Origin of the sequence: Marinobacterium sp. xm-d-564 (assembly GCF_013283345.1) — a bacterium.
GTDB lineage: Bacteria > Pseudomonadota > Gammaproteobacteria > Pseudomonadales > Balneatricaceae > Marinobacterium_E.
Genome location: NZ_WBYO01000005.1, coordinates 167,290 through 183,673, shown reverse-complemented (window position 1 = coordinate 183,673; position 16,384 = coordinate 167,290). Strand labels below are relative to the sequence as shown.

At 41.8% G+C, this 16,384-nt stretch carries 17 protein-coding genes; 4 read left to right on the top strand and 13 right to left on the bottom strand.

Annotated elements, in window-relative coordinates; all coding sequences use genetic code 11:
• Both XMD564_RS07540 and XMD564_RS07535 read left to right on the top strand, forming a co-directional pair.
• On the top strand, nucleotides 1-683 hold a 683-nt coding region (locus XMD564_RS07540; RefSeq protein WP_173508079.1), incomplete at its 5' end, for an IS3 family transposase.
• Nucleotides 684-733: 50 nt separating this feature from the next.
• A complete protein-coding gene (locus tag XMD564_RS07535; protein ID WP_173508078.1) occupies nucleotides 734-1,876 on the top strand; it encodes a Fic family protein in 1,143 nt (380 codons plus the stop codon).
• A gap of 64 nt (nucleotides 1,877-1,940) precedes the next feature.
• Here the strand turns inward: XMD564_RS07535 and XMD564_RS07530 are convergent, their stop codons facing one another.
• On the bottom strand, nucleotides 1,941-2,231 hold the full coding sequence (locus XMD564_RS07530; RefSeq protein ID WP_173508077.1) for a hypothetical protein: 291 nt from the start codon (nucleotides 2,229-2,231) through the stop codon (nucleotides 1,941-1,943).
• 381 nt (nucleotides 2,232-2,612) lie between these two features.
• A complete protein-coding gene (locus XMD564_RS07525) occupies nucleotides 2,613-2,975 on the bottom strand; it encodes a hypothetical protein (RefSeq protein WP_173508076.1) in 363 nt (120 codons plus the stop codon).
• An 84-nt stretch (nucleotides 2,976-3,059) separates the two neighbouring features.
• Here XMD564_RS07525 and XMD564_RS07520 point away from each other — a divergent pair, with 84 nt between their 5' ends.
• Together XMD564_RS07520 and XMD564_RS07515 are read left to right on the top strand one after the other, a co-directional pair.
• A complete protein-coding gene (locus XMD564_RS07520; protein WP_254445601.1) occupies nucleotides 3,060-4,412 on the top strand; it encodes a type II toxin-antitoxin system HipA family toxin in 1,353 nt (450 codons plus the stop codon).
• Nucleotides 4,409-4,711, top strand: a complete 303-nt coding sequence (locus tag XMD564_RS07515) for a helix-turn-helix transcriptional regulator (protein WP_217364284.1) — start codon at nucleotides 4,409-4,411, stop codon at nucleotides 4,709-4,711. The genes XMD564_RS07520 and XMD564_RS07515 overlap by 4 nt, the downstream gene beginning before the upstream one ends.
• Nucleotides 4,712-4,732: 21 nt before the next feature.
• Here the strand turns inward: XMD564_RS07515 and galE are convergent, their stop codons facing one another.
• The 11 genes from galE to XMD564_RS07460 all read right to left on the bottom strand — a co-directional run bounded on the left by galE (nucleotide 4,733) and on the right by XMD564_RS07460 (nucleotide 16,348).
• Nucleotides 4,733-5,743 (bottom strand): UDP-glucose 4-epimerase GalE, encoded by a 1,011-nt coding sequence (galE, locus tag XMD564_RS07510; protein ID WP_173508074.1) that lies wholly within the window; start codon nucleotides 5,741-5,743, stop codon nucleotides 4,733-4,735.
• Between the two features lie 113 nt (nucleotides 5,744-5,856).
• Nucleotides 5,857-6,813: a GDP-L-fucose synthase gene (locus tag XMD564_RS07505; protein WP_173508073.1), complete on the bottom strand. Its 957-nt coding sequence runs from the start codon at nucleotides 6,811-6,813 to the stop codon at nucleotides 5,857-5,859.
• A gap of 5 nt (nucleotides 6,814-6,818) precedes the next feature.
• On the bottom strand, nucleotides 6,819-7,940 hold the full coding sequence (gene gmd, locus XMD564_RS07500) for a GDP-mannose 4,6-dehydratase (RefSeq protein ID WP_173508072.1): 1,122 nt from the start codon (nucleotides 7,938-7,940) through the stop codon (nucleotides 6,819-6,821).
• Nucleotides 7,941-7,976: 36 nt separating this feature from the next.
• The gene (locus tag XMD564_RS07495) at nucleotides 7,977-8,933 is read right to left on the bottom strand and encodes an NAD(P)-dependent oxidoreductase (RefSeq protein WP_173508071.1); all 957 of its coding nucleotides are present in this window, start codon (nucleotides 8,931-8,933) and stop codon (nucleotides 7,977-7,979) included.
• 2 nt (nucleotides 8,934-8,935) lie between these two features.
• Nucleotides 8,936-10,087 (bottom strand): hypothetical protein, encoded by a 1,152-nt coding sequence (locus XMD564_RS07490; protein WP_173508070.1) that lies wholly within the window; start codon nucleotides 10,085-10,087, stop codon nucleotides 8,936-8,938.
• A 24-nt stretch (nucleotides 10,088-10,111) separates the two neighbouring features.
• Nucleotides 10,112-10,660: a putative colanic acid biosynthesis acetyltransferase gene (locus XMD564_RS07485; RefSeq protein WP_173508069.1), complete on the bottom strand. Its 549-nt coding sequence runs from the start codon at nucleotides 10,658-10,660 to the stop codon at nucleotides 10,112-10,114.
• Nucleotides 10,650-11,228 carry a glycosyltransferase gene (locus tag XMD564_RS07480; protein ID WP_173508068.1) on the bottom strand — a complete coding sequence of 193 codons (579 nt, stop codon included), beginning with the start codon at nucleotides 11,226-11,228 and terminating at the stop codon, nucleotides 10,650-10,652. The genes XMD564_RS07485 and XMD564_RS07480 overlap by 11 nt, the downstream gene beginning before the upstream one ends.
• Nucleotides 11,229-11,533: 305 nt before the next feature.
• Nucleotides 11,534-12,604: a glycosyltransferase family 4 protein gene (locus XMD564_RS07475; RefSeq protein ID WP_173508067.1), complete on the bottom strand. Its 1,071-nt coding sequence runs from the start codon at nucleotides 12,602-12,604 to the stop codon at nucleotides 11,534-11,536.
• Complete coding sequence (locus XMD564_RS07470) at nucleotides 12,601-13,968, bottom strand: O-antigen polymerase (protein WP_173508066.1); 1,368 nt, start codon at nucleotides 13,966-13,968, stop codon at nucleotides 12,601-12,603. Before XMD564_RS07470 ends, XMD564_RS07475 begins: the two co-directional genes overlap by 4 nt.
• Nucleotides 13,965-15,143: a polysaccharide pyruvyl transferase family protein gene (locus tag XMD564_RS07465; protein ID WP_173508065.1), complete on the bottom strand. Its 1,179-nt coding sequence runs from the start codon at nucleotides 15,141-15,143 to the stop codon at nucleotides 13,965-13,967. The genes XMD564_RS07470 and XMD564_RS07465 overlap by 4 nt, the downstream gene beginning before the upstream one ends.
• Entirely contained in the window at nucleotides 15,140-16,348 is a 1,209-nt protein-coding gene (locus tag XMD564_RS07460) for a hypothetical protein (protein ID WP_173508064.1), read from the bottom strand. Before XMD564_RS07460 ends, XMD564_RS07465 begins: the two co-directional genes overlap by 4 nt.
• Nucleotides 16,349-16,384 lie beyond the last annotated feature (36 nt).

The following is a 16,384-nucleotide window of genomic DNA, read 5'->3' as shown; positions in this document are numbered from 1 at the left end:
CAGCACTTCGGTATCGATTGAAAGAACTGGCTGCAAAGCAGTCAGCTTACGGTTATTTGATGCTGCACAGTCTTCTTAAGACTGAGGGGCTAGTCATTAACAAGAAGCGTACATATCGCCTCTATACCGAAGAAGGGCTACAGGTCAGGACTAAGAAGCGCAAAAAACTAGCTCGTCCTAGGATACCTCTTGAACTACCTACTGAAGTCAATCAACGCTGGTCTATGGATTTTGTTGCAGATCAACTGGCTGGAGGTCGCAGATTTAGGGTTTTGAATGTTGTGGATGACTACTCAAGAGAAATGGTTGGGCAGTTGGTCTCGATATCAATCAGTGGACGACAAGTCGCTAGGTTCTTATCAGAGCTGATTGAATCACGCAGCAAGCCCCAAAAGATTATTTGTGACAACGGAACAGAGTTTACTAGCAAGGCGATGTTCTTTTGGAGCAAAGAGACAGCTGTGCAGCTAGGATTTATTCAGCCAGGCAAACCCACTCAAAACGCTTTTGTTGAGAGCTTGAATGGCAAATTTAGAAACGAATGCCTAAATCAGCATTGGTTTAGAACGCTGGATGAAGCAAGATATGAGATCGATTTATGGCGAGATCATTACAATAAAGTAAGACCACATAGTGCACTTGGCTATGTGCCACCAGAGGAATTCGCTAAGCGTGCTGCTTAGCAAAATCTCATCGAAGAAGTGGTACTAACTAAGGGGAAAGGTCAGAACCAATGAAACTTCCAGACGGTAAATATCCTGAGCTTACCGATCTTGCATTCGAGTTAGCACGATGTTCGGCTGAACTTCGCAGCAGCCTACCAACACCGCTATTAGAGGCTTTATCAGAACTAGTAAGAGCAATGAATTGTTACTATTCAAACTTAATTGAAGGTCACAACACTCATCCAGTCGATATAGAGAGAGCCCTAGCAAATGACTACAGCGAGGATCGAGAGCAACGCGATCTGCAACTTGAAGCAAGAGCCCATGTGCTTGTTCAACAATGGATTGATAAGGGTAACTTGAGCGGTCGCTCAACGACAATAGAAGGCATCTGCGAGGTCCATAGACGCTTTTACGAACACCTGCCTGATGAACTTTTATGGATTGAGAATCCTGAAACCCGTGAAAGGGTTCAAATAGTGCCAGGTGAGCTAAGAAAACAATACGTAAAGGTTGGCAATCATATGCCTGTAAGCCCTGAAGCACTCACACGCTTCATGGAACGATTTGAATCTGTCTACACTTCTAACAGCAACGTTGAAAGAGTATTAACAGCCGCTGCCGCTCACCATCGACTACTATGGATACACCCTTTTTTAGATGGTAATGGACGCGTAGCCCGGCTAATGTCTTATGCCACAATGTTGGACGGTCTTAACACCGGTGGTATTTGGTCAATTTCACGCGGCCTTGCACGTCAGCATTCCCAATACAAAGCTCACCTAATGGAGTGCGATTTAGTTCGGCAAGGTGACACCGATGGACGTGGGGCAAGAAGCCAGAAGGCATTAGCACGGTTCACTGAGTTTTTCTTGTTGACCTGTATAGACCAAGTAAAATTCATGGCAGACTTGATACAGCCTAACAAATTAAACAAACGAATCATGGCGTGGGCACAGGATGAGGTCTGCCTAGGAAACCTTTCAGTACCAGCCCCCAAAATACTACAAGCACTCCTTTATCGAGGAGAAATTTCACGATCAGAAATACCAGAAATTGTTGGCACAACTGATAGACAAGCTCGACGATACGTTACCGAACTTCGCAAATTTGGAGTCATTCAATCCACTTCTACTCGCGCCCCATTACAAATTGCATTTCCTGCAAACCTAGCGTCTCGTTGGATGCCCTCGCTCTTTCCAGAGCAGTAAAGGGCATTAGTGAATACTACGGGACTAGGTGTATGGTCGTGTAGGTAAATCAATAATTGTAAATCTAAAACACCCACTGATAGGTTCGGCTACGAACTCCACCGGCTCGTTTTAGATAACCCGCATGGATAAGTTTGTTGAGCGATTTATAGAATTGCGTGTGGGAACAAACTTCACCATAGGCATTGGTGAAGTCATCATAGTTTGCAGAGAAGGGATCGGTTTTAACTTCGGATACATCGATCAAATAGCTAATGACGGAATGATCAACCGTTGTCATTCCAGTGAGATCCAATGATTTTTCATTGAGCTCTAGCAGCCTAAGCAACTCAATAAAAAACTTAATCCCAGCCATTTCGTGTGTCCAAAATATTAACCAATTGGTTAGCTAATGTAGCTCGAAATTCAATAAAAACAACCACTGCTAACGGTTATTACTAATCTTTATAAAAAGAGAATCAATAAGCTCTATTTCCGAGACATAAAAATACTTAGAATATAAGTCTACGTAATTACTTTTAATTGGGGTTGGAATGTCTTTGACCTGTAAGCAGTGCCGTTCGGTTTTGGTACGAGTTAAACGAACCTGGATAGAACGAATCAAATACAGAAATAAAAAGAAGTACAGGTGCCTTGGCTGTGGCAATGAATCACTTCAGGAATCAAAAGACCAAAAGAGTGCAGAGTAAAAGGCTTTTTGGGCCACTTGATCACCATCTCTAGTGCACGGATTTAATTAATTTTTTAGAGACTTATTGGATCCAAGAATTTGCCAAACAAAGTGCAGAACCACTCCAACGCCTACACCCAAAGCATTAGCAACAATATCCTCAATGCTGAACAGTCGAGACGCTTGCAGGAGACTCTGCACCACTTCGCTCAGCGGGGCCATCATTAAGAAGCCAACAACCACCCATAAACGCACGCGTTTTGCCGCCAAAGCAAAGACACCGGTTAAATAGAGCGTAGCGAACGCGCCAACATGGAAGAACTTGTCTGAATGCGAGAATAGGTTTGGGGCTGGCTCGGGGCGAAACAGCCCGTATCCAACCAACATTGCGCATAATGCAAAAGCGACCAAGGCAATTAATCGTGACATGAGCAGCTAAAGTCCAATAAACAGGTAGCGGTATAGTAACAGTAAACACATAATGTGCAAATTACTGCTCATATGTTAATCTAAATGCAATTAATTGAGCAGATTTATGCACATATGAAGCTGAACATCGAAATATTTACCAACTCTACGTGGCAGAATGCCGCAACTCTCGAAATTCTTGAACCTCAAAAGGGGCGGTTAAGCCCGTGTAAATTGGAGTACAACCAAGATTACGCGATGGCACACCTGTTTTCACGAGCAGAGCACGCATGCAGCCTGAACTTACCCGTTGAGTTAATGCTCCCCTATCGGTCAAATCAATGGTTTGGTTTTATGGATGACATCGTGCCATCAGGCTCAAGCAGACGCTACTGGGTGGATTTTTTATCGCTTGGAAACCTCCCACAAGGCGAGCAAGATACAGCTCTCTTAGCAAATGGCTGCATTGCGCCGGTTGGCAACCTTCGGATTCGCGAATCCGTCCCGAAAAAGCGCAATGCGTCAACACTCCGACGATTCAGCATTGAAGATATCGCTGATCGCCAAAACGACTTCCTAGACTATGCTTTAGAAATGGGAGCCGTAAGTGGCGGCGCTACCGGCGCAGCGGGAGAGGCGCCAAAAGTATTAGTACGACTGACTGAGGATAACCAGGTTTGGATTGATACTTGGCAGGACGATAGTTCGAACACCGACCAGCACTATCTTGTCAAATTCCCGCGAGGCAAAAAGACCCACATAGATTGTGAGCTACTTCGAGCCGAGTATCATTACTACTGCGAACTAGCTGCCCTTGGCTTCAGCACGGTGCAAATAAGCCAACTCAAGTTGATCGAAGGTGAGCGTTACCCATCACTTTGGCTACCTAGGTTTGATGTCAGCTATTCGCAGGATACGATTCATCACTTAGGTCTAGAATCTATCTACTCAGTTTTGTCAGCCGCACCTGGAAGTCACTTAAACCACTTTGACGTCATCCAAAAACTAAGTAAAGCTTTGGCACAAGACGATCCCACATTCTCTAAACAGGCACTGGTTGAAGAGTGGCTACAGCGTGATCTGTTAAACATCATCTTTGCCAACAGCGATAACCACGGCAGGAATACTTCACTGCTAAAACAAGCTGGCAAAATCACGCTAGCTCCTATCTATGACTTCGCCCCTATGAAAGCAGACCCAGAAGGAATCGTTCGTACAACCCGATGGGGTAATAATTACGAACGAGGCGGCGAAGTTGACTGGCAGGCTATCATTCAAAATTTACCCACTGACATTGATAAAGACAGATGTTTAACTTCACTAAGGCATACCGCAGATAAGCTACTTGGGTTGAAAGAACGTTTACTACAGCGCGTAGTCAGTGAGGATCTGCTATCAATTCCAGCACTTGGCATGAACACGATTGAAGAGAGGCTAACGAGATGGGGGCTGCTGTGATACATCAAAATAATAACCGCTCATCAGAAGATATCCTTGCAGAGCTACTCACTCAGCTCTACACCGGAGCAATAACCGAGGGCGAACTACTACAAAATGTTCGAAAAAAGGTGCTTAGATTATCACAATCAGAATATGCCAAGCTTACTGGCGTAAGCCGGAGAACCATTTCAGCCTTCGAACAGAACCAAGTAACGCCTTCACTGAAAGCCTACATAGCACTGTTCAAACCAATAGGGCTTCAGCCCGGGCTACTACCCCGTCGCACTTTAGAGGGGGTACATCCACAGGCTTACTGAGCTGCGTTGCGATAAAAACACTTAGCGATAACCATCAGGGTTCTTAGACTGCCAGTTCCATGTGTCAATCATCATCTCTTCAAGCGAGCGCTTAGCCTGCCAACCAAGAAGTTGTTTAGCTTTAGAGGCATCCGCCCAGAACTCAGGTAAATCACCTGCACGCTTATCCACAATAGTGAATGGAATCTGTACATTGGTAACGGATTCAAATGCATGAATCATTTCTAATACGGAAACTGGCGATCCCGTACCTAGATTAATTGCATCGCAGCCAAGATGGTGATTGTTCTCTAATGCAGCGACATGCCCTTCCGCTAGATCCATTACATGCAAATAATCACGTCGACAGGTGCCATCTGGGGTGGGGTAGTCTCCACCAAACACCTGTAAAGCGGCCCGCCTTCCAACAGCGACTTGAGCCATAAAAGGCATAAGATTATTGGGAACACCCTGTGGATCCTCTCCAATAACACCAGACGAGTGTGCACCAATGGGGTTGAAGTAACGCAGCAAAGAGATTTGCCAACGCGACTCCGATTTAGCCACATCCTCTAGCACCTGTTCGATCATCGCTTTAGAGGTGCCATAGGGATTACTGGTAATTCCACGACCGTAGCCCTCTACATAGGGCACAGGCGCTTCTGAACCATATACAGTTGCCGACGAACTAAACACCAATTTAAACACACCCGCTTCAGCCATACAGCGAACCAGGTTTAGCGTAGTACCAAGATTAACCTGGTAATAATCAATAGGCTTTTCGACACTCTCACCAACAGCCTTCAGCCCTGCGAAATGAATTACGCCGGTAATGAGATGATCATAGAACACCTTAGAGAGTAACAAAGGGTCAGCCACGTCAATTTGATAAAACGGTATTCTCTCACCCGTTAGCATCTCAATCCGTCTTACCGCTTCGGCACTGCCGTTAGAGAGATCATCGACAACAACACAACGATAACCGGCGTCAATCAAGGCGATCAGCGTATGCGAGCCAATGTAGCCGGCACCGCCTGTGACAAGAATGGACATAACTATATAGATCCTAAATTTAGATCTATATTTTAGCATTTAATTTCGAAAAAACTCCTAACTTCAAGAGTAATTTATAAAATATTTAAAATTATGTGGACTTATATTTTGGGTTAATTCCTAACAGTAGTTTGATTCTTTAGGAACCACTCGTAGGTTGAAGCCAACCCATCCCGCAAACTAATCGAATACTCCCACCCCAATGCCTTCAAGGTCGAAACATCCATCAGCTTCCGAGGCGTTCCATCAGGCTTGGTCGCATCAAACACCACCTTGCCTTCAAACCCAACCACCTCAGCCATGGTGTTGGCGAGCTCTGCAATCGTGCAGTCCAGACCCGTACCGACGTTGATATGAGAAAGCATCGGCTGGGTACAACGCTGATAGGTCTCTTCCGCAACGTTCATCACGAACACACTGGCCGCACTCATATCATCGACATGCAGGAACTCACGCATCGGCTTACCCGAACCCCAGACAACCACTTCCGGTGCATTAGCGAGTTTGGCTTCATGGAAGCGGCGCATCAGCGCGGGGATGACGTGGGAGTTTTCTGGGTGGAAGTTATCGTTCTCGCCATAGAGATTGGTTGGCATTACAGAACGGTAGTCCACGCCATACTGACGGTTATAGGATTCACAGAGTTTAATGCCCGCAATCTTAGCGATGGCATAGGGCTCATTGGTGGCTTCTAACACACCAGTCAGCAGCGCCGACTCTTTCATTGGTTGCTCAGCCATTTTTGGATAGATGCAGGATGAGCCCAAAAACAGCAGCTTTTTAACACCCGCTTTAAACGCACCGTGGATGATATTGGCTTCAATCATCAGGTTCTCGTAGATGAACTCAGCCGGGTAGGTGTTATTGGCATGAATACCGCCCACCTTGGCCGCAGCCAGATAAACCTGATCAACCTTTTGCTCAGTCAAAAACGCTTCGACGGCGCTCTGGTTCAGCAAGTCCAGTTCAGAACGGGTTGCCGTAACCAGTTCAACACCATCCTGCGCCGATAACTGACGGCAAATAGCCGATCCGACCATGCCGCGATGGCCTGCTACAAAGATACGCATATCAATTACTCCCGACGCAGTGCGACATCGTATCCACTGTCCTGCAGCAGACGGAAGCGTTTAGCGGCATCCAGATCGTGCGCAACCATCTCCTTGCACATCTCTTCCACGGTAATCTCTGGCACCCAACCCAGCTTCTCTTTCGCTTTAGCCGGGTCTCCCAGCAGGGTTTCAACCTCAGCAGGGCGGAAGTATTTAGGATCGACGCGCACAATCACATCACCCACAGATACGCCCGGTGCATTATCACCGGATACCGCATCAACCACCGCATACTCATCTACGCCCTCGCCTTTAAAGCTGAGGGTAATACCCAACTCTGCAGCCGACATGCGCACAAACTCACGAACAGAGATCTGCTTACCGGTAGCAATAACGAAGTCTTCTGCCTGCTCCTGCTGCAGCATCATCCACTGCATCCTGACATAATCCTTCGCATGGCCCCAGTCACGCAGCGCATCCATATTCCCTAAGTACAGACACTTCTCTATACCCTGGGCAATGTTAGCCAGCGCCCGAGTAATCTTGCGGGTAACAAAGGTCTCACCACGGCGCGGAGATTCATGGTTAAACAGCACACCATTGCACGCGTACATGCCATATGACTCACGGTAGTTCACGGTAATCCAGTAGGCATAGAGCTTGGCACAAGCATAGGGCGAGCGCGGGTAGAAAGGCGTGGTTTCCTTCTGCGGAATCTCCTGCACCAGACCATACAACTCAGAGGTAGACGCCTGATAGAAGCGGGTCTTCTTCTCTAAGCCCAAAAAGCGAATCGCCTCTAACAGACGCAGTGTACCCATACCATCAACATCGGCTGTGTATTCAGGTGACTCAAAAGAGACCGCCACATGAGACTGCGCACCCAGGTTATACACCTCATCCGGCTGAATCTGCTGGATGAGACGCGTCAGGTTAGAGCTATCGGTCAGGTCACCGTAGTGCAGGAAGAACGACACATCCTCTTCATGGCGATCACGATAGATATGATCAACACGCTCAGTATTAAACGATGATGCACGGCGCTTAAGGCCATGAACCTCATAACCCTTTTCTAATAAAAATTCAGCTAGATATGAGCCATCCTGGCCGGTAACACCGGTGATAAGGGCAACCTTTTTAGTCATCGTTTTTCCTTTAACTTTCTAAGCGTCTTCTAAAAATTAATTAAACTTTCCGTTTGTTTCTTTTGACCAGCGCTTCAAGGCGGAATTAATATTCCCTGGTATGCTGATCCCCCTCTCTTCAAGCCAAGAAGGGTAAATATTTGTAGAGCGTATAAGCTTCATCACCCGATCTGGGTGGATACCAACATTGAACACGTTAAATAATTGAAAGACCTTTGCCGCACTTAGGATGACAAACTTGGGAACAGTGAACAGTTTCACATCACTAAAATGGTCTTCTTTAAATGCAAGAATAATATCTTCGAGAGTATACCTTTCAGGATATGCCCCATTTAAAAGTTCAAAGTTATTGTCAGATTTACGAGCTTCTTCAATCAGAAACAAAAGGTCTTCAACGTAGATGCATGCCTTAATCGTATCTTTCCTTCCCGGGTATACAAAGAATCCTTTCTGCAGCATCGTCGCTAAACGAGTGAAATTACCGCCTTCCCCTGGCCCAAAGACTACAGCAGGCCTTATTGTTGTCAGCACTCTAACTGAACCACGCTCCATCCAGGCCTTATGAATTTGCTCAGCAAGCATTTTAGAGTAGCCGTAAGAAGAATTGGGTGTTAACTGAGTATGCTCATCTTTCTGTTCTTCATCAGGCCCATAGACAGATATAGAACTTGTGAAAACAATCTCATTGATATTGTTTTCTTCAGCAAACTTACAGACCTGATTCGCGCCAGCAACATTAGTTTCGTAATACTCATGGGTAGGGTGCCCCGGTGTCGTATGAATTGCTGCAAAATTATAGATCCTGGTAATCGGCTGACTTATTGCGAGACCACTCAAATCCCTGACATCACCCTGAATATATTCAAGATGATCATGACCAAATCTCGGAGGTTTCAGATCTACAACAATGACATGCTCGCCCTGATCAAGGAGAGCTTTAGATAAATGCGTACCAATAAAACCCGAACCACCAAATACAATAATGTTTTCCATAATTATCTCATCAAGATTTTATCTACAAGGGTCTGAATACGAAACTTATCCAACAATTCATTATCCGCTTCACTTGTTACATCACTATTTATAAGCTCCTGACAGCTGTCCCGTAGCTGTTCAATATCCCACTTATGCTCCACAGTAGCGTTGGAATAGGAGTTAAGAATACGTACTAATTCACTGCCGGGGTCAGTAATACAAAAAATCTTGCATCTACTCGCCAACAAATTGGGCAATTTTGATGGCAAAGACCCATCCGAGGTACCTTCTGCCTGTGGAAGTATCTGAACAGAGGAGCGCATGAGCAATTCAGGAAGGTCGTCTTCATCCACTAGAGAGTGAAACTGAATAGTCTGATACTCACTTTTTAGAGTTTCAAATTCAGGCCCCTGAGAGAAGATATAAGCTTTCACATTGTCATTTGCCTGAACTACAGCCTCCATAAAAGAAGCCAATTGTTTTGGCGCCTGCTTTTCACCCAAGGCACCAGAGTAAACAAGTGCGATCTGATCATCAGGGATGATATGGCGCAAATTACCTTTATTAGTGAATTTATCTATAGTGACGAACGGGTAGTTAACAGTATTCTTTCCCACATCCAGATCGTACTGCTCGGATGCAACACGCATCATATCTTCTGACAGGAAAATTAGTTGATCACAACTTTTGAAGGCCCTTTTCTCTACAGCTTTTATAGCACCGAAAATGAGCTTTTTTAAAAAACCAGAATTACGATTGGCATACACACCCTGTAAGTCATGAACGATGCCCGTAATATTTGCCTTCCTTGCAAGTAAAGGCACAAATAGCATGAAGAGGCTCGGGGGAAACACTGGCACTATGTGAGTGTACTTCTTTTTAGAAAAAGTGAGTTTAAAAAGGACAAAGAGACAAAACCAAAGCTCTAAGACTGCACGGCGTATCAAAACATTATTTGGGAACTTTAAATACCTCCCGCCTCTTATAGCGGTTACGCATTCGAGTTGATTTGATGTTGGCTCTACCTTCCACTTAGGGTAGATAGGATGAGCACAGAGCACATCAATGCTGTCCACTTGGGAAGAAAGCTCTTTTGCCACTAACGAATTGTATTTACCAGTTGAAATAGGCTCTGGGTAGAAAAAAGGCGATAGAATAAGAACTTTATTCATTTCATAATATAAATCCATTTACAGTTATCGAGGCTTGACTGGTTTAGCAGGGTATCCGGTACAGATCATCCCTGGAGGCATATCTTTAAATACAGAACTACGAGCACCAATTACAGCACCTTTGCCAACCGTTACTCCCGGGGAGATAAACACGTCAGTTGCAACCCATGCTTCATCTTCAATCACTATGGGTTTGGCGTAAATATCAAATGAATCCTTTTTAAAATCATGTGAACCAGTACATAAATATGACTTCTGAGAAACCACGGCATTATTGCCTATTGTAATCTCACCTAAGGTATATAGCTCAACATGATCGCCTACCCATGAATTGTCACCAATATTTAATTTCCAAGGGTAGGTAGTTCGCACCGACGGCCTAATGATCACGCCTTTTCCAATTTTTGCCCCAAAACAACGCAGCAAAAACCTTCTCCAACCGTAGGCAAATTGTGGTGACATTGCGAATAAAGTAGATTGAATCAACCACCATAGCTGCACATAAGTAGCTCCTCTGCCGCGAAAGTTTACCGGTATTTTAAAGGTTGATAACTCTTGGTATCTAAAACTCATTTAGCAACTCATTCAATTTAATTTGGATTGAACTTGACGAAAATTGGTCAAGATCGTCTTCAAGTTGTTTGAAAGATGTTTCGTCAAATTGACGCTCAAACAGCATAATAATATTTTCCTTTAACGAAGAAGAACTATTTAATTCATATACAAAACAATAGTCCGATTTATCTAGATCTCTCGAAATCCCGACTTTATCAGACATCAAAACAGGCCGACCAACTGAAAGGGACTCAAGCGCAGAAATGCAAAAGCTTTCATACTTACTTGGCACAACCAAACAAGAAGACCTGGATAATAAATCATATTTTTTAGAACCAAAAATTGGCCCAAGATACTTTAAATCAAATGATTTACTCAAATTTTTATATCGTTCAACATTACTCTCTAAAAAAGAACCGACAAGATTCAACGTTATAGAAAAACTTAAACTTCTTGAGATACTGTTCAATTCAGAAATAAAGCCTTCCAATCCTTTTATATCATCATCCCTACCAATGTAAGTAATTATCAACTTACTTCGCTGCATTTCATTTACGTAGTTAAAATTAAGTGATTCAAACTCCACTGGCACTATCATAGATTTATATTTAGACAATCTCTCAAAATAGTTTGAAACTGTACTTAACTCCCCTTTACCTAGAAAGATTACTTTACATGCTTTTTGTACAACAAATTTTTCAACCAGCCTCCAATAGACAGCTTTTTTTATTCTTTTGAAAAAAATTGATCAAAATATGTGGCAGCCATACATAAATTGAGGAGAACATATAAAACAGTAGCGCTTGGACTACCCACCACGACTGCACTTTTACTGGAGAAGCACCGCGAAAATTTTGAGGTAACTGAAATAAAGATAGATCTTGAAGCTTCTCACGCATGAAGCACCTCTAAAATGTTCTCTGTATAAGCTACTTCATTAAACTTTTTGCTATCTAATAAATTAAATTCTGACTTTGCTACAAAAGCACTAGTGTCTGAATAAAAATCCTTTAAAACCGCTGCTATCTGCGAAGGGGATCTATCATCAACAAAAAATGCGTTGCAATCGGTTAAGATATCCGGTATCCCGGCATGACGTGTCGTCACAATAGCGTTTCCGGTAGCCATAGCTTCGATTAACGAAATAGGTTGACCCTCGGAACGATAATAAGTGGGCAAAACAAACGTATTAGCCCAACTCAGTAAGCTTTTCTTTTCAGCCCCTGCAACAACTCCGACATAGCTAACGCTGGGCCCAAGAGCATGCAACCTATCTCTGACAGCTTTTTGCACATCTGTATCAATACCTCCGGCGATCCTCGCTTCAAAAGAAACACCTTCAGCCACCAAAATTTCTAGAGCATCCAAAAGGTCGAAAATCCCTTTTTCTGTCATCAGATTACTGAGAAAAACTACTTTGAGCGACGAGAACTCTTTAACTAACTCTGGACTAATTAGAAAATCTTCAAAAAAGTTATGAACCGTAAGAATATCTTTCGAAGGTAAAAAAGGTAGCAAATTTTTTCTAAGCGATTCTGACAATACGATTCCTTTAGAAGATCGTGAAATCAAAAACCTAACTATCTTCCGCTTTACAAAACCAGACCTCTCGTATTCTTGCCAAAGATAATTACCGTGAACATGAAAAATTACATTCTTTCGAAATAACCTACCAATCAAAATATACGGCGCGTACTTCAGCACCCCCAAAAATGTCTGGCCCGGCGTGAGATAGATATTCTTAAAAAAGAATATTTTATAAATACTTAAATATCTTCCGAAAACGAAAAAAAGTTTCTTCCAAGTGAAACTCCCAATATCCTCAGATAGAACAGTACCCATATTAATACGGTCAACGGCAATCTGTTTGCTTACAAGCCCTTTATATAGAACCATATTTGCAAGACTACAGCCATGCACAGGTTCAGGGAAGGGACCGATTAAAAGAACGTCACCCTTCAAACATTCCTCCTAAAACCAACAACCAGAATAATATATACAAGTACGACCGGGATGAGCGCAGTAAATAACTGCGAAACAAAATTAAACAAATCGCCTCTTAAAAAGCTAAAAAATCGAAATAAAATGATAGCATATAGCGACATAGAAAGTGCCGCAAGACTTAGTCTATTGGTGTTATAAACATAACGCAATGTTCTAAAATACACCAAACCCAATACGAACCCGAAAATTAAAAAAACAACAACACCGAATACTGAAAAATTCCAATATAAATCACCGACACCCGACAGAGAGTATTCTGCATTCATAGTGGAATAGAATCCAGGATAGAATTCGTCGGTGTACATTGTATTGCCCCCTCCTAAAGGCTTACCTTCCCAAAAAAATCGAGGAACAAAAGCAACAAGACCATTAAAAAGGGATTCACCCAACAGAAGCCCATGCTCCAAGGATATAATATCTATAGTTCCGTCCAAAGAGCTAATCTCAAAGCCACCCCATAGAAATTGCGGAAAATTAATAAGATTTTGGTAAAAAACCTCAAAAGCTGACAGACCTTCGTTTGCAGAAAAGTAAATATCTCTTGCTAACGACCTATAGAGAATTGCTATAAAAAAGATACCAAATATAGCAAATAGCACCAAGCGACCAATTGATAATTTATATTTAGTTAAATCCAAAAAAAACAAAACCGGCAAAATATACAAATAAATTAATAATGATCTCATTCCAAAAAATAACGTAATTGCTGTCGCTGCGACCGTCGAAAAGAAAATTAATTTTCTTGAGAACTCACCCATTAATACTGATGATCCAACCTCTACCAAAAGATATATTAAAAACAACTGAATCAATACAAGAAAAAAACCACTTTCCCGAAAGATAAAATTCCTAACATGTGGCGCTTGCGCCAATGTAAATCCTCCAGCAATTATCTTCATCACAATCAAATAGAAAGCTAACAGCAACGAAAAGGCAGCCACAACACCCAAAACCCGTCGTCTAGGAGTGTCGTCAATAAAATTCAATTCATGATCAGTGTTACGACTAAAGCCAAGCGCGCTGTTTTTTCGACTACCTCGCAATCTAGATAATTCAACACCTAGGATAAATAACAAGAACGCTATAAACCAAATCAATAAAGCATAGCTTACCTGCAAAGAATGGATAGGATACTGTTCGAAATTGCTAGGACCGTAATAACCTGAATACCTAATATAAAAAGCATCTCCACAAATAAAGAATATCATCCACAATCCAACCATTGTAACAGGATGGAAAATTGATATAGCTGAATACTTTTTCACTACCAACAAAAAGAATAGTGAAATAGTCAGGATAAAAACAAACTCAAAAAAAATCATATAATATGACTTAGCGAAGTCTTGAAATCCATCATTTTACGATGTATCCGCCCACGGACGTCCGCTTCATCCTTGCTGTGAATAACTCTATTTTTTAACGAATCAACTGTGAACTGATCGATATCAAAAACGTTGTCTTCGTTATTTAATAGCGCGAATGTTCCAAACGTTTTGGGCTGATAAGCCAAACCTATAGTATTACAACCAGCTCTCATCGCAAAAATCGTAGAGTGCATTCGGGATCCGACAAATATGTCTGTTTCCCCATAGGTAGCCATCGTTTTTTCTGGATCTAATCGACTAGGGAAGCAAAAAACCTCTGAGTCACTTTCTAACTTACCTTTCAGCAGGTTTGACACTTGTAAATCACTATCCCCCTCTTGCACGTTTACCTGAGGAAAAATTATCGTATATACCTTCAACTCACTCGACAATAATGATATGAATTCGGCTATTTTTGACAAGTAACGATCTATAGTTAAATCGTTACCTCTTCTCGCGAAACGATAATCTAAAACAGATACTCCAACGACTAAGTCATATTCTTTAAAATCTTCTCTCTTGAAATATGGCACTCCCGGCTCTAACGCAAAAGCAACATCAGGAATTTCCAGTATCGCAACCCCAGGGATAGTTTCTTTCAAATAAGTAGTGGTAAATTTTTCTCTAGAAACAAATAAGTCCACTTTACTCAAGACATAACTAATAACAAGCCTATCCAGCTTATAATTAATCGGCCCTACACTCTGAGGGAAACACACAACTTTTTTTCCAAGCCGTTTACCCAGCCATATATGAAATAGCATATTAAGTAGCCCAGCGCCCATAGGCCCCCTTCCCGAAGAATACAAATACCCCCCTCCCACAGAGCAAATCAAATCGCTATCATGGTAGATCTTGTATTTTTCAGACTTCGGAAACAAGCAAGCATGTATAAAAAGAATTATTCCTTCGGCATATTTTTTAATTAAACTTCCCGAGCTTATATTCCACAATGAATTATCAGACTTCAATTCATCTGAATATATATTTTGATTATCTTCATGATAACTTGACAATACAGTCACTTCGGCGTCATCAGTTATTGCATCAATCACGTGCTTCATACCCAACACAATAGCGTAATCACCAAGGTTTCTCGCCGAATAAGCGTTAACAAAAAGAATTTTCTTCATCGTAAAATTTTTCTACAAAAAGTTAATTGGCTAAGAAAAAATGAGGCATACGCTATGAGCATTGATAATGTAAAAGCGATCACAGAACTCACATCAAGAAATTTATAGACGAAAAAATATGAGCACAGAAACATAATTAGAGTTAAGATGTGCGATAGAAAAATTTTTATATTTTTATTCATAACCTTTATCAGAATCGTAAAAGGTTTACTTATAGATAGCGCATAAATTGCTAGAGAGATCAATAAAAATGGTAGCGAGTATCTTGACGAATCTTCGTATAAAAAGAAAAACAGCCCACCAACTAAAAACAAACCAAAGGCATAAACAATTGTAAAAAACTTTGTAAATTTGGTGATCGATATTATTATTTCTCTGTTATTACTCTCTGATACAATTCTAGCAATTTCATTTGTTTTTTTATTTTCAAAAACCACCAGAATCAGGTTTCCAAAGAAAAGTAGGTTATTTATGACGCGAAGCATTCCAAAATCGTCATCCCCCATATCGTCGGACAAAAATATTAATAGCCCGTTACTGTATATCCAGTAAATAAAAAAACCAAAAATGAGAGGGGAACCAAATTTTACATTGTAATTTACTTGACGCCGGACTGCATCGAAATGCAATGAGTGAGACAATCTATCTAACCCTGCTACAATAATAATCCCTAATATAGTAGCCACCAATATTATTGAATGAGTGTAGTAAAGAAATGAAATCGGGCTTATTTCAAAAACGTACATCCCTATCATGATTAATGCTATGTTTGACAATACCAAGGAAATTAAAACCTTCTGAGCACCGATTGTAATTAGCTTCTTTCTTAACAAGTCATACAACCCGATACTCAATATTCCGACAAAGAACAGGCCGATAATAGATACAGACTCGCAACAACTTAAACTTGTATACACCAAACCAACAAAAGCTGCTATAAACGTAGCCACGACTAAGGACAGCATCACGCAAACTGCAAAATATTGTTTTGAAAACTCATGATTTTTAGTAAGGTATGGCTGCCCTGTAAAAAGCGTAACAGCACCACCCCCCATGTACACAAGCATATTGAGTACAGCCCACTCCTTAAAATCTTCCGGACTCCAATAAAGCGAAAGAAAGGTAATGAGTAAAAAATTTATACCGAAATACAACCCCTGTTCAACGTACAATATATAGCCTTTGGCTAAGATTGATTTAAACATTTTACTGTTTGTTAACCATAATTATCGAATTTCATA

Excerpts from the sequence above, each read along its gene's own strand:
- XMD564_RS07535 (WP_173508078.1), top strand. The coding sequence starts at position 734 with ATGAAACTTCCAGACGGTAAATATCCTGAGCTTACCGATCTTGCATTC.
- XMD564_RS07530 (WP_173508077.1), bottom strand. The coding sequence starts at position 2,231 with ATGGCTGGGATTAAGTTTTTTATTGAGTTGCTTAGGCTGCTAGAGCTC.
- XMD564_RS07525 (WP_173508076.1), bottom strand. The coding sequence starts at position 2,975 with ATGTCACGATTAATTGCCTTGGTCGCTTTTGCATTATGCGCAATGTTG.
- XMD564_RS07520 (WP_254445601.1), top strand. The coding sequence starts at position 3,060 with ATGCAATTAATTGAGCAGATTTATGCACATATGAAGCTGAACATCGAA.
- galE (WP_173508074.1), bottom strand. The coding sequence starts at position 5,743 with ATGTCCATTCTTGTCACAGGCGGTGCCGGCTACATTGGCTCGCATACG.
- XMD564_RS07505 (WP_173508073.1), bottom strand. The coding sequence starts at position 6,813 with ATGCGTATCTTTGTAGCAGGCCATCGCGGCATGGTCGGATCGGCTATT.
- gmd (WP_173508072.1), bottom strand. The coding sequence starts at position 7,940 with ATGACTAAAAAGGTTGCCCTTATCACCGGTGTTACCGGCCAGGATGGC.
- XMD564_RS07495 (WP_173508071.1), bottom strand. The coding sequence starts at position 8,933 with ATGGAAAACATTATTGTATTTGGTGGTTCGGGTTTTATTGGTACGCAT.
- XMD564_RS07490 (WP_173508070.1), bottom strand. The coding sequence starts at position 10,087 with ATGAATAAAGTTCTTATTCTATCGCCTTTTTTCTACCCAGAGCCTATT.
- XMD564_RS07485 (WP_173508069.1), bottom strand. The coding sequence starts at position 10,660 with ATGAGTTTTAGATACCAAGAGTTATCAACCTTTAAAATACCGGTAAAC.
- XMD564_RS07470 (WP_173508066.1), bottom strand. The coding sequence starts at position 13,968 with ATGATTTTTTTTGAGTTTGTTTTTATCCTGACTATTTCACTATTCTTT.
- XMD564_RS07465 (WP_173508065.1), bottom strand. The coding sequence starts at position 15,143 with ATGAAGAAAATTCTTTTTGTTAACGCTTATTCGGCGAGAAACCTTGGT.
- XMD564_RS07460 (WP_173508064.1), bottom strand. The coding sequence starts at position 16,348 with ATGTTTAAATCAATCTTAGCCAAAGGCTATATATTGTACGTTGAACAG.